Annotated in this window: 10 protein-coding genes; 5 read left to right on the top strand and 5 right to left on the bottom strand. The window is 73.7% G+C overall.

What is annotated here, in order from left to right; translation table 11 throughout:
* Position 1: 1 nt before the first annotated feature.
* From K7787_RS04895 to K7787_RS04885, 4 genes are all read right to left on the bottom strand, one after another.
* Positions 2-1,720 (bottom strand): ABC transporter substrate-binding protein, encoded by a 1,719-nt coding sequence (locus tag K7787_RS04895; RefSeq protein WP_223000594.1) that lies wholly within the window; start codon positions 1,718-1,720, stop codon positions 2-4.
* 198 nt (positions 1,721-1,918) lie between these two features.
* On the bottom strand, positions 1,919-2,011 hold the full coding sequence (locus K7787_RS32380; protein ID WP_019980341.1) for an Ms4533A family Cys-rich leader peptide: 93 nt from the start codon (positions 2,009-2,011) through the stop codon (positions 1,919-1,921).
* Between the two features lie 57 nt (positions 2,012-2,068).
* Positions 2,069-3,121 (bottom strand): DUF3152 domain-containing protein, encoded by a 1,053-nt coding sequence (locus K7787_RS31580; RefSeq protein WP_223000593.1) that lies wholly within the window; start codon positions 3,119-3,121, stop codon positions 2,069-2,071.
* Between the two features lie 944 nt (positions 3,122-4,065).
* Positions 4,066-5,160: an alpha/beta fold hydrolase gene (locus tag K7787_RS04885; RefSeq protein ID WP_223000592.1), complete on the bottom strand. Its 1,095-nt coding sequence runs from the start codon at positions 5,158-5,160 to the stop codon at positions 4,066-4,068.
* Positions 5,161-5,355: 195 nt separating this feature from the next.
* Here K7787_RS04885 and K7787_RS04880 point away from each other — a divergent pair, with 195 nt between their 5' ends.
* The 4 genes from K7787_RS04880 (at position 5,356) to K7787_RS04865 (ending at position 7,430) form a co-directional block, all read left to right on the top strand.
* On the top strand, positions 5,356-5,583 hold the full coding sequence (locus K7787_RS04880) for an Rv3202a family protein (protein WP_043261261.1): 228 nt from the start codon (positions 5,356-5,358) through the stop codon (positions 5,581-5,583).
* Between the two features lie 306 nt (positions 5,584-5,889).
* Positions 5,890-6,534: a TetR/AcrR family transcriptional regulator gene (locus K7787_RS04875; protein WP_009190489.1), complete on the top strand. Its 645-nt coding sequence runs from the start codon at positions 5,890-5,892 to the stop codon at positions 6,532-6,534.
* A gap of 161 nt (positions 6,535-6,695) precedes the next feature.
* Positions 6,696-6,923: a DUF3107 domain-containing protein gene (locus K7787_RS04870; protein WP_019980336.1), complete on the top strand. Its 228-nt coding sequence runs from the start codon at positions 6,696-6,698 to the stop codon at positions 6,921-6,923.
* Positions 6,924-7,109: 186 nt separating this feature from the next.
* Positions 7,110-7,430, top strand: coding sequence for a hypothetical protein (locus K7787_RS04865; protein ID WP_050790764.1), 321 nt, complete (start codon positions 7,110-7,112; stop codon positions 7,428-7,430).
* A gap of 111 nt (positions 7,431-7,541) precedes the next feature.
* Here the strand turns inward: K7787_RS04865 and K7787_RS04860 are convergent, their stop codons facing one another.
* Positions 7,542-8,297: a ferritin-like fold-containing protein gene (locus tag K7787_RS04860; RefSeq protein WP_009190486.1), complete on the bottom strand. Its 756-nt coding sequence runs from the start codon at positions 8,295-8,297 to the stop codon at positions 7,542-7,544.
* Between the two features lie 486 nt (positions 8,298-8,783).
* On the opposite strand from K7787_RS04860, the gene K7787_RS04855 reads away from it, so the two are divergent.
* On the top strand, positions 8,784-11,405 hold the full coding sequence (locus K7787_RS04855) for a DEAD/DEAH box helicase (RefSeq protein WP_223000591.1): 2,622 nt from the start codon (positions 8,784-8,786) through the stop codon (positions 11,403-11,405).
* Positions 11,406-11,765: the final 360 nt, after the last annotated feature.

Genomic DNA, 11,765 nt, shown 5'->3' with positions numbered 1-11,765 from the left:
GTCACTTCACCGCGACCTGGGAGATGTCCAGCACGCCGGTCCAGTCGCTGATCACGATGTTCTTGACGTCCTTGCCGTACAGGCGCTTGTAGACGGGGTGGAACAGCGGCACGGTCAGGGCCTGCTCGCCGATCTTCTTGTCCAGTGCGCCCCACCGCTGGGCGGCGGCGTCAAGGTCGGTCAACTTGTTGATCGCGTCAATCTCGGCATTGACCGACTTGTCGTTCAACTGGCCGGTGTTGAAGTTCGCGCCGTCCTTGACGATCTGCCGGCCGTCGAAGATCGGGGCGAGGAACGGGCCGCCGGAGGGCCAGTCGGCGCCCCAGTGGGCGAGGAAGAAGCCCGGCTCGCTCTTCACGTCGTGGATCTTGCTCTTGTAGTCGTTCTCCTCCAGCCCCTGCAGCTTGACGGTGATGCCGGCCTTCTTGAGCGCGTCCTGCAGGGCGGTCGCGATCTCCGGGCTGGTCTCGAAGTCCTTGCTGTTGGAGTGGGTCAGGGTGACGGTGAGGCCGTTCTTGTAACCGGCCTCGTCGAGCAGTTCCCTGGCCTTGGCCGCGTTGCCGGAGGCGCCCGCCGGGAAGGGGTCGTAGGGCGTGTAGCCGAAGGACTTCTGGTTCGGCAGGAAGGTGGTGGCGGGCTCGGCCAGCGCGGAGCCGCCGGCCGCGTTCACGACCGAGGAGCGGTCGACGGCGTAGGCGATCGCCTGGCGCACCTTCGGGTTGTCGAACGGCTTCACCTTCGGGTTGAACGCGATGTAGTTCGTGTAGCCGAAGTGGCCGGTGCCCACGCGCGCGGCGAGCGCCTTGTCGCCGCTGACCTTGGCGAGTTCGGCCGGGCCGAGGTTGGTGTCGGTGGTGACGGCGGCGGCGTCCGCGCCCTGGGAGGCGGACAGGCGCTGGTTGATCACCGAGGAGTCGAGGCCGGAGCGTACGTCGATGCGGTCCGGATAGGCCTTGCGCTCGGCGTCCGTGGCGGCCGACCAGTGGGGGTTGCGCTCCAGGACCAGGTGCTCGCCGTCGTTCTCGTTCTTGACGACCTTGTACGGCCCGGAGGAGACCGGGTGCTCCTCGTACTTGGTGCCGGTGTCCTTGCTCTTGGGCACCGGCGTGAACTGCGTCTGGGTGGCCAGGAACGGGAACTCGCCCTCGGGCTTGTTCAGATGGAAGACGATGGTCCGGCTGTCGGGCGTCTCGATCGCGGCGAGGCCCTTCTTGTCCTTGTACGGCCCCTGGTAGTCGGCCGCGCCGACCAGCCAGTCCCGCAGGTAGGGCGCGCCGCCGGAGAGTTCGGGGGCGAAGGAGCGCTCGATGCCGTACTTGATGTCGGCCGAGGTGATCGGCGTGCCGTCCTCGTACTTCAGCCCCTCCTTGAGGGTGTACGTCCACACGGTCGCGTCCTTGCTGGGGCGCCCGGTGTCGGTGGCGAGGTCGGGCACGACCTTCGCGCCGGCGGCGCCGTTCTCGCGGTTGCGGGTGGTGAGGGTGCGGAAGACGAGCGAGGGGACGTTGCCGCCGCCGGAGGTGTAGAGGCGGGCCGGGTCGAAGTCCTCCTGCGGCTGGGCGTTCAGGACGCTGAGGGTGCCGCCCTTGTGGGGCTGCGCGTCGCCGCCGGTGCTCTTGGCATCGTTGTCCTCGGGCCCGCAGGCGGCGGCGCCCGCTGCCACGACCAGGCTGACGGATGCCGCGGCCACGCGGCGGGCTATGACGGACGTTTGACGCATCGGAGTGACGACCTCTCGGAGGACTTGTCCCGGATCGCGAGACAGATTGACGAGGAGTGAGACGAACGTGAGCAGACGTCCGCCTCGGCGCGAGTCGTCGAGAGGCCGCGGACGGAAGGCCGCGCTCAGAACTGGAGCACGGAGGGGCCGTTCACGGTGAAGGGATGAGCGATGCGACGCACGCGCCGGGGGCGGGCGTCAGCGACAGTGGATGTCGGCCACGCAGAGAGCGGTCACGCCGAAGAGCGCCAGCTCGATGGCGGCGCTGTTGACGGCATGACGGGACCACATGCGCAGCAATATGTACGACCATTCGCCACATTGTCAACGTGATCCACACGTTGACGGTCAACTGGCGGGATAGGGCCAGGCGTTGGGCAGACAGTGGATTCCGTCGTGGTCGAGGAACTTCGTCTGCTGCTGCATGACCGGCGCCAGGGCGCCGTCCTTCTGACAGGTGACGTGGTTGTAGCCGAGCCGGTGGCCGACCTCGTGGTTGATCAACATCTGCCGGTAGGCGTACATGGCGTCGCCGTAGGTCTTGGAGCCCTGGGCCCACCGGTACGCGTTGATCATCACGCGTTCGGTGGCGGCGGAGTCGCAGGAGACGTTGTCCTCGGTGGTGTCCAGTCCGGACTTGGCGCACCAGGCCGCGGTGGTGCCCGGGCTCGCGAGGGTGATCACGAAGTCGGGCCGGCCGGAGGAGATCCGCTCGAAGGTGCGGGCGCCGCCGTGGGCCCAGCTGCGGTGGTCGTTGAGGGTCTTCTGCACGGCGTCGGCGAACAGCTGCCCCTCCAGTCCGAGGCCCTGCTCGATGTCGACGCGATAGGTGTACTTGCGTCCCGTGCCCGGCGCCTTGGCGAAGCCCGGCACCGTCTCGAACTTCCCCGAGCCCTTGAGAGCGGGGCTGAGCGGGTACTTCGTGTCCATCTTCTCGGCGTACGTCAGCGTCACCGCGCGCGGGGACGGTGTCGCACTCGCCCCGCCGTCCGCCGCCGTGGTGCCGCGGAGGTCGCCGGCGCCGCCCGGGGCGGCCTGCGTACGGGCGCCGGAGTGACCGTCGGCGACCTGTCCGGCGACGACGACGGCGAGCACGGTGGTGACCGCGGCGGCGGCGATGCCGGTGAACGTCCGGCCCTTGGGGACGACGGCTTTGCCCCGGACGGGCGGTTCGGCGTCCGGTTCGACGCCGTCCGCGGGGCCGTCGGCGGTGAAGTCCTCCCCGTTCCGCGCGGGCGGGACTGCGGCGGTGGCGGCGGTTTCCGCCGTGTCCGGGCGCTGCGGGCCGCCGGAGGGCCGGGGCGCGAAGACGTCGTCGTCCTCGTCGAAGGCGTCGAGGTAGTCCTGGCGGGGGCCGGGGCCGCCCGGGGGCGCCTGCCGCTGCCGCGGGATGGGCAGCACGGGACCCGCGGAGGGCGCCGCGCCGACCGTGCCGGCACCGCCGCGCCGACCCCGCCGGCCACCGTCCGCGTCCTCGCTCCGGGAGCCCAACCGCCCCCAGCCGCCCCCGGCTTCCCGCTGCTCGGGATGTCCCCCGCGAGCCTGCGGGACGCCGTGAGCGGGGGTGCCGTCGGGGAGACGGGGGACGCCGTGGGCCGGGACGCCATGGGCCGGGGTGCCGTCAGGAAGCCGGGGAACCCCGCGCGCGGGGCTGCCGTCCGGGAAGCGCGGGACGCCGTGGGCCGGCGTACCGCCGGGGACGCGCGGGACGCCGTGCGCGGGGGTGCCGTCGTGAAGGTGCGGGACGCCACCGGCGGGCGTGCCGTCAGGAAGGCGCGGAACGCCGTGCGCAGGGGTCCCGTCGGGGAGACGCGGGCCTCCGTGGGCCGGGCCGCCGCCCGGCCACTGCTGTCCGGGCGCCGGGACCGGTCCGCGAGCGGTTCCCCGCCCCGGCGGCACCGCACCCTGCGGCCCCCGGCCGCCCGGCGTCACGCCCTGCTGCCCCCGACCGCCCTGCTGCCCCCGGCCGCCCGGCACCGCACCCCGGGGCCCGCGGCCGCCCTGCTGCCCGCGACCATCCGGCATCCCGTCGCCGGGCGCGCGCACCGCGGCCTGGCCCGGCATCGCGCCCGGCCCGGCGACCGCACCCGGGCCCGGCCGGACCGGCAGCCCCTCCTGACCGCCGTCGCGCGCCTCGGGACCGCCCCGGCCCTCCCGGCGGCCCCACCGGCCTCGCCGCTCCTGACCGTCCCGGCCGACACGGCTGTCCCGGCCGTCCTGGCCGCCCTGACTCGCCGGGCCGCCGAGCCCGCCCTGGCCGTCGCGGCCGTCCCGTCCTGCAGTTGTCTCCGCGCTGTCGCCCTTGGGGGCGGGTCCGCGGCGGCTGTGGCGTCCCACCTGGCCCCTCAGCCCCCCAAGCCCGTACTCGTACCAGAGGCCCCGGCATCGGGGGCCGTCCCGCCACCGTCGGCTCCCGCCCTCGGCCCCGCCGACTCCTCCTCCGCCGTGCCGTGCGGCGCCGTACCGCGTCGCGCCGGCCGCGCCCGCTGCCCGGTCTCCGTCAGCAGCTCGCGGAAGGCGGTCGCGACCGTCTCGGGGTACTCCATCATCGCCACATGGCCCGCGTCCGGCAGGGTGAGCAGCCGGGAGTCGCGGAACGCCCGCGCCGCCCGCCGCGCCATCCGGAAGCCGACGAGCTGGTCCCGGCCGCCGTAGACCAGCAGGGTGGGGGCGAGCACCCGTTCGGCCTGACGCCACAGCCCGTGCTGGCCGCCCAGTGTGTACGCGTCCACGATCCCGCGCGCGGAGCGTGCCATCGCGTCCCAGAAGTACGGCAGCTGGAGGCGTCGTTCCATCTCGCGCACCGCGGTGCGGAACCCTTCGGGCGTCACCCGCGCGGGGTCGCCGTAGCACAGGGCCATGACGCCGCGGACCCGCTGCTCGGCCGTCCACTCCTTGGTGAGCCGGGTGAACAGCGCGGCCACACCCGGCAGGGCGAGCAGCCCGGTCGGCACGGCGGAGCGCTGCACGCGCAGCTCGGGCAGCGCGGGCGACACCAGCGTGAGCGTGCGCACCAGGTCGGGGCGGAGCGCGGCCACGCGCGTGGAGACGGCGCCGCCCAGCGAGTTGCCGAAGAGGTGGACGGGGCCGCGGCCGGAGGCGTCGAGGAGGCGGATCACCGCGCGCGCGTGGGCCGTGACCGAGTAGTTGCCGTCGTCCGGCGGCGGGGAGTCGCCGAAGCCCGGCAGGTCGACGGCCTCGCCGTCGACGGCGTCGTCCAGCAGGGCCATCAGCGCCGACCAGTTCTGCGAGGAGCCGCCGAGGCCGTGCACGTAGAGCGCGGGCGGCAGGCCCTCGCGCGCGGGGGGCCGGGAGCGCACGTTGAGGGTGATGCCCGGCAGCTCGACCGAGCGCTGCCGCTCGCCCTCCTCGACCGAGACGGGCGCCACCCTGGGAAGGACGTTGGCGGGCGGCACGGGAGGCAGCTCGGTCGAAGACATGCGGCAATGTTACGAGACGATCACGTAGTGGCTCATGTGTTCGCCGTCACAAATAGGTTGCATGCCGCCGCGGAGGACCCCTGTTCGGGCCGTGCGCGGCATGGCATCCGGATCGGGTGTCTCCTACGCTCGTACAGAGGGCACCCGCACAGCCCCCGCTTCTTCCGGGGACGTCCACCAGAAGGGAGCCCAGCAATGGCATTCGACCCGACCGATCCCGAGACGTTCGAGGACGAGACCGCCACCGAGAACGGCACCGAGATCGACGTCGAGGCCCCGGAGGGCGACGCGGCCGAGCAGAAGGCCGACATCGCGCCGGAAGAGGACGACTCGCTGACGGATGTGGACCCGGACCGCGGCAGCGAGGCCGATCTCATCGAGCAGGCACGGGTGGTCTCCCTCGACGAGGACGACTACCGGTGACGACGCCGGCCGCCGCGCACCGTCGACGGCGCGGGTGACCGGGGACGGCCACCGGTGACGCGGGCCCGCCGGTGAGCGGCACGCTCACCGGCGCCGCGCCCGCCCGCGCGCGGGGACGGCATCGCCGGGCAGCGGCGCGGGAGGGCGTCCGGCCACGTCCGGCCTGGAACCATGTGGCGCGTTCTGCGCCGGTTTCGGAACCGTCCGGTCCGTGAAATTTCGTGCTCGCACCGCGCACAGTACGGTTACCGAAAAGTACGATGGCGGCGCGGCGCACACCGCACAGGGACGACTTTGGGAGGCGGCGTGACAGCCATCGAGCAGACAGAGGCGGCACGCCCGCGAGGCACGCGCCTGCCGCGCCGTGCCCGACGGAACCAGTTGCTGGGCGCCGCGCAGGAAGTCTTCGTGGCGCAGGGCTACCACTCCGCCGCGATGGACGACATCGCCGAGCGCGCCGGCGTCAGCAAGCCGGTGCTCTACCAGCACTTCCCCGGCAAGCTCGACCTCTACCTCGCCCTGCTGGACCAGCACTGCGAGTCGCTGATCCAGGCCGTGCGCAGCGCGCTCGCGTCGACCACCGACAACAAGCAGCGCGTGCGGGCCACGATGGACGCCTACTTCGCGTACGTGGAGGACGACGGCGGCGCCTTCCGGCTGGTGTTCGAGTCGGACCTGACGAACGAGCCCGCGGTGCGCGAGCGCGTCGACAAGGTCACCAACGAGTGCGCCGAGGCGATCTGCGAGGTCATCGCCGAGGACACCGGCCTCTCGCGCGCGGAGTCGATGCTGCTGGCCTCGGGTCTCGGCGGTCTCGCCCAGGTGGTGGCCCGCTCCTGGCTGCACAGCGACCGCAGCGTCCCGCGCGACCAGGCGGTGCAGTTGCTGGCGTCGCTGGCCTGGCGCGGCATCGCCGGTTTCCCGATGCACGGCAGCGACCAGCAGCACTGAGCGTCCACCGACGCCACCGAGCGCGGCCGCGGGTTTGTTCCCGCCCCCTGTTCGCTCCTGGCGTGCCCCGGCGGAGCGTGTTCGTCCCCTCACCGGGCTAATGTGTGCTGGGTACGGCGCGGAAGGTCGCGCACTTCACTGACCGTCGGAGGGACATAGCCGTGGAGGTCAAGATCGGCGTGCAGCACGCGCCCCGCGAGATCGTTCTGGAGAGCGGTCAGAGCGCCGAGGAGGTCGAGCGGGCGGTGGCCGAGGCGCTGGCCGGCAAGTCGCAGCTGCTGTCCCTCGTGGACGAGCACGGCCGCAAGGTGCTGGTCCCGGCCGAGCGTCTCGCGTACGTCGAGCTGGGTGAGCCGGCGCCGCGCAAGGTGGGCTTCGGCGCGCTGTAGGCGCGAAGGCGACAGGATCATGAGGAGGGGCCCGGCGGTTGCGCCGGGCCCCTCCTCATGCCCGCCCGCCGGGCTGCTGATGCCGTCGTCCCGGGCCCGCCGTCCGAAGGCGTCCGGCGCCCGGCGGGCGCACGGGAGATTCACAAACAGCCCACAGAGGAGGGTTGTGTTCCGCAGGTCAGGGGTATGACCGGGTACGACCGTCAGCACCGGCCGACCGTGTGGGAGGGAACCGTGTTGTTCTTCGAGGCGCTCGGCTCCGCCGTGCTGGGTCTGCTGTTCGGGCTGGCGGTGTTCCGCCGTCTGGCGCACCGGCTGCCGTCCCGGCCGCTGGTGCTGTCGACCGGCGTCGCGGGCGCCCTCTTCGGCGACTTCGTCACCCACAGCGCGCTCGGCTCCGCGTCCGTCCTGCCGAGTCTGCTCGGCGCGGTGGTCGTCTCGGCCGCCTCGCTGTCGCTGCTGCTGCGCCCCGCGGGAAGGCTGCGCCGACGATCGGCGACGGCCTGATCCGCCGCCGGCGTCGGCGCACTCCCTGACCCGCGTTCCCTGACCCGCGCTCCCTGACAGGTTCCCGGAGGACACCCGATCGGCGCCCTGCGGTAGAGGACGGAGCGGACCTCAGGCGGCCAGACCCAGCGCGGACATGCGCTTGGTGTGCGCCTCGGTGATCCGGGAGAACATCCGGCCGACCTCGGCGAGGTCGAAGCCGTCGGCGACGCCGCCGACCAGCATCGTGGACAGCGCGTCCCGGTCGGCCACCACCCGCTGGGACTGCGACAGGGCCTCGCCCATCAGCCGCCGCGCCCACAGCGCGAGCCGGCCGCCCACGCGCGGGTCCGCGTCGATCGCCGCGCGCACCTTCTCCACCGCGAACCCGGCGTGCCCGGTGTCGTCCAGGACGGCCAGCACCAGTTCACGGGTGTCGGAGTCGAGACGGGCGGCGACCTCCCGGTAGAAGTCGCTGGCGATCGAGTCGCCGACGTACGCCTTGACGAGCCCCTCCAGCCAGTCCGAGGGCGCCGTCTGCTTGTGGAAGCCGTCGAGCGCGGCCACGAACGGGTCCATCGCCTCGGTCGGCTCCGCGCCGATCTCGGTGAGCCGGTCGCGCAGCCGCTCGAAGTGGTGGAACTCCGCCGACGCCATCTTCGCCAGCTCGGCCTTGTCCGCGAGGGTGGGCGCCAGCTTGGCGTCCTCCGCGAGCCGTTCGAACGCCGCCAGCTCGCCGTAGGCGAGGGCGCCGAGCAGGTCCACGACCGCGGCGCGGTACTGCGGGTCGGCGGCGGCCGTCGTCCAGTCCTGGGCGGCGATCTGGGTGCGTGCGGCGGAAGAGTCGGAGACGTGGTCGGGCTTGTCGGAGCTCGTCATGAAGCGCACAATAGCCCGCTCGCCGGGCCTCGGAAGGACCTGGTCAGGGAGTGTGACGACGACTACGTGACCAATTCGGCCATCGCGTGTGCGGCATTCCGGGGTATGGTGGTAATGCGCCCGCCGAGTACGCCGATGCATTCCGACGTATGCCGACAGGGCGCACGCATGAGGATGCCCGGTCGGTGGCCCGATCGGCTCCGACCCGACAGCCCTCCCTGACCGTACGGCACTGTGCGTACGACGATCGGAGGGAGACCCTCAGCGGTACGAGCGCTAGAGCGTCGGCTGTGGTCCTGTGCCATCGAGCCGCCCCCGAAGGCGGCCGACGTCCCCGGCACGGTCAGACGACACGACCCCCGCGCTCGCCTCGCGCCGCACATACACAGAAGAGGCAGCACCCTGACTACCACGTTCCGAGAGCTCGGCATCCTTCCCGAGACCGCCGAGGCGCTGGAAGCCGTCGGCATCACCACCCCCTTCCCCATCCAGGAGATGACGCTGCCCGTGGCCCTCACGGGCACGGACGTCATCGGCCAGGCCAAGACCGGCACCGGAAAGACGCTCGGCTTCGGCCTTCCGCTCCTCGAGCGCGTGACCGTCCCCGCCGACGTCGAGGCCGGCCGCGCCAAGCCCGAGGCCCTCACCGACGCCCCGCAGGCGCTGGTCGTCGTCCCGACGCGTGAGCTGTGCACGCAGGTCACCAACGACCTGCTGACCGCCGGCAAGGTGCGCAACGTCCGGGTCGTCGCGATCTACGGCGGCCGGGCCTACGAGCCCCAGGTCGAGGCCCTGAAGAACGGCGTCGACGTCGTCGTCGGCACCCCCGGCCGGCTGCTCGACCTGGCCGGCCAGAAGAAGCTCAACCTGAAGCACGTCAAGGCGCTCGTCCTGGACGAGGCCGACGAGATGCTCGACCTGGGCTTCCTGCCGGACGTCGAGAAGATCATCGGCATGCTGCCGGCCAAGCGGCAGACCATGCTGTTCTCGGCAACCATGCCGGGCGCGGTGATCGGCCTTGCCCGCCGCTACATGTCGCAGCCGACCCACATCCGTGCCACCGCGCCGGACGACGAGGGCGCCACGGTCGCGAACACCACGCAGTTCATCTACCGCGCGCACAACATGGACAAGCCCGAGATGGTCGCGCGCATCCTGCAGGCCGAGGGCCGCGGGCTGGCGATGATCTTCTGCCGCACCAAGCGCACGGCGGCCGATCTCGCCGACCAGCTCAAGCAGCGCGGGTTCGCCTCCGGCGCGGTCCACGGCGACCTCGGCCAGGGCGCCCGCGAGCAGGCGCTGCGCGCCTTCCGCAACGGCAAGGTGGACGTGCTCGTCTGCACCGACGTCGCCGCCCGCGGCATCGACGTCGAGGGCGTCACGCACGTCATCAACTACCAGTCGCCGGAAGAGGAGAAGACGTACCTGCACCGCATCGGCCGCACCGGCCGCGCGGGCGCCAAGGGTACGGCGATCACGCTCGTCGACTGGGACGACATCCCGCGCTGGCAGCTGATCAACAAGGCGCTGGACCTGGGCTTCAGCGACCCGCCGGAGACGTACTCCACCTCCCCGCACCTCTTCTCCGACCTGGGCATCCCCGAGGGCACCAAGGGCACCCTGCCCCGGTCCGAGCGCACCCGCGCCGGGCTGGACGCGGAGGTGCTGGAGGACCTCGGCGAGACCGGCGGACGCGGTGCGCGCGGCGGCCGTGGCGACCGTGACCGCGGTGGCCGGGACCGTGGCGACCGTGATCGCGGCGGCCGGGAGCGCGGCGGTCGTGACGAGGCGCGCGCCGGTGACCGCGAGGGCGAGCGTTCGGCGCGTACTCCGCGTCGTCGCCGCCGTACGCGGGGCGGTACGCCCCTGGACGCGGCGGCGCCCTCGGCCCCGGCGGCCACGCCGGCCGAGTCCGCGGTGACCGACGAGGCGAGTGCCACCCGCACCCCGCGCCGTCGCCGCCGCACCCGCAGCGGCGCCCCGGCGCAGCAGGTGGCGGCCACGGCGACGACGGCGAGCGAGCCGGTCGCCGAACCGGCCGCGCAGGCCGTGGCGGCCGTGGAGACCGTCGCGCCGGTGGAGTCCGCGGTCGCGGCGGCCGAGGCCGTCGAGGCCCCGGCGAAGCCGCGCCGCACCCGGACCCGCAGGTCCGCGCAGGACAGGGCGGCGACGCCGGTCGAGGCGCCGGCCGCGGCCGAGACGGTCACCGCCGCGCCCGAGGCGGAGGAGGCCGCACCGGCCCCGCGCCGCACCCGCAAGAAGGCGGCCCCGGCCGCCGAGGCGGCGGTGGACACGGCGGAGGCCACCGAGGCCAAGCCGCGCCGCACCCGGAAGGCAGCGGCGGCCCCCGAGGCGGCGGACGCCGCCGAAGGCACCGCCGTCGAGGCGGAGGCCAAGCCGCGCCGCCGCACCCGCAAGGCCGCCGAAGCCGTCGAGACGGCGGAGGCCGCCCCGGCGGAGACGGTGGAGGCCGTCGAGGTCGCACCGAAGCGGACCCGCGCCCGCAAGGCGACGGCCGCCGTGGCGACCCCTGAGGCCGCGGAGGTGGCCGAGGCCGCCGAGGCCGCGCCCAAGCGCACCCGCAAGAAGGCGGCCCCCGCCGCCGAAGCGGTGGCGGACACGGTCGAGGCCACCGAGGCCAAGCCGCGCCGCACCCGCAAGACGGCCGCCGCGACGGAGACGACGGAAGACGCCGAGGCCAAGCCGAAGCGCACCCGCAAGACCGCCGCCACGGCCGCCACCGCCGACGAGGCCGCGGAGCCCGCCCCCAAGCGAACCCGCGCCCGCAAGGCGACGGCCGCCGAGGCGACCGTCGAGGCCGGCGAAGCCGCCGAGGCCGCGCCGAAGCGCACCCGCAAGAAGGCGGCCCCGGCCGCCGAAGCGGCGGTGGACACGGCGGAGGCCACCGAGGCCAAGCCGAAGCGCACTCGCAAGGCCGCCGCCACCGCCGCCACGGCGGAGATCCCGGCGCAGGCCACCGGCGAGCCGGAGGCCAAGCCGCGCCGCCGCACCCGCAAGGCCGCCGAAGCCGTCGAGACGGCGGAGGCGACCGGCGAGGCGGCCGAGGCGAAGCCCGCCACGCGCCGCACCCGCAAGACGGCCGCAGCGGAGGCCTGATCCAACGCCCGCGCAAGCGGCACCCGCACCACCCGACGGCCCGGCCCCCCACCACGTGGGACCGGGCCGTCGGCGTACGCGCCCCGTCCCGCACACCGCACGGCCCCACGGCCGTTCGCCCGCGCCCGCACCCAGCACCCAGCACCCAGCACCCAGCACCCAGCACAAGCCCGCCACACGACCAGCCCGCCACACGCAATCGGTGCGGATCAACCCCTTGTGCGGTCCGTCCACACCGAGATCTCCTCGGCGCCCCGCCGGACGGCCTCTCCTCGCTCCCGCGCGAGCGTTCCGCAGGCCTCCGGCCCGTTCCTCTTCTCCGCCACCACCGGGCCGCGTCCCCTGGCCCCACGAAGGAGA

It is taken from the genome of Streptomyces sennicomposti, assembly GCF_019890635.1.
Classification (GTDB): domain Bacteria; phylum Actinomycetota; class Actinomycetes; order Streptomycetales; family Streptomycetaceae; genus Streptomyces; species Streptomyces sennicomposti.
Note: the sequence above shows the minus strand (reverse complement) of the source record. Positions and strands in the feature narration are given on the sequence as shown.

What these genes read in the sequence shown, in the direction of transcription:
- K7787_RS04855 (WP_223000591.1), top strand. Translation starts at nt 8,784, where the DNA reads ATGACGCTGCCCGTGGCCCTCACGGGCACGGACGTCATCGGCCAGGCC.
- K7787_RS04895 (WP_223000594.1), bottom strand. Translation starts at nt 1,720, where the DNA reads ATGCGTCAAACGTCCGTCATAGCCCGCCGCGTGGCCGCGGCATCCGTC.
- K7787_RS04865 (WP_050790764.1), top strand. Translation starts at nt 7,110, where the DNA reads ATGACCGGGTACGACCGTCAGCACCGGCCGACCGTGTGGGAGGGAACC.
- K7787_RS32380 (WP_019980341.1), bottom strand. Translation starts at nt 2,011, where the DNA reads ATGTGGTCCCGTCATGCCGTCAACAGCGCCGCCATCGAGCTGGCGCTC.
- K7787_RS04880 (WP_043261261.1), top strand. Translation starts at nt 5,356, where the DNA reads ATGGCATTCGACCCGACCGATCCCGAGACGTTCGAGGACGAGACCGCC.
- K7787_RS04885 (WP_223000592.1), bottom strand. Translation starts at nt 5,160, where the DNA reads ATGTCTTCGACCGAGCTGCCTCCCGTGCCGCCCGCCAACGTCCTTCCC.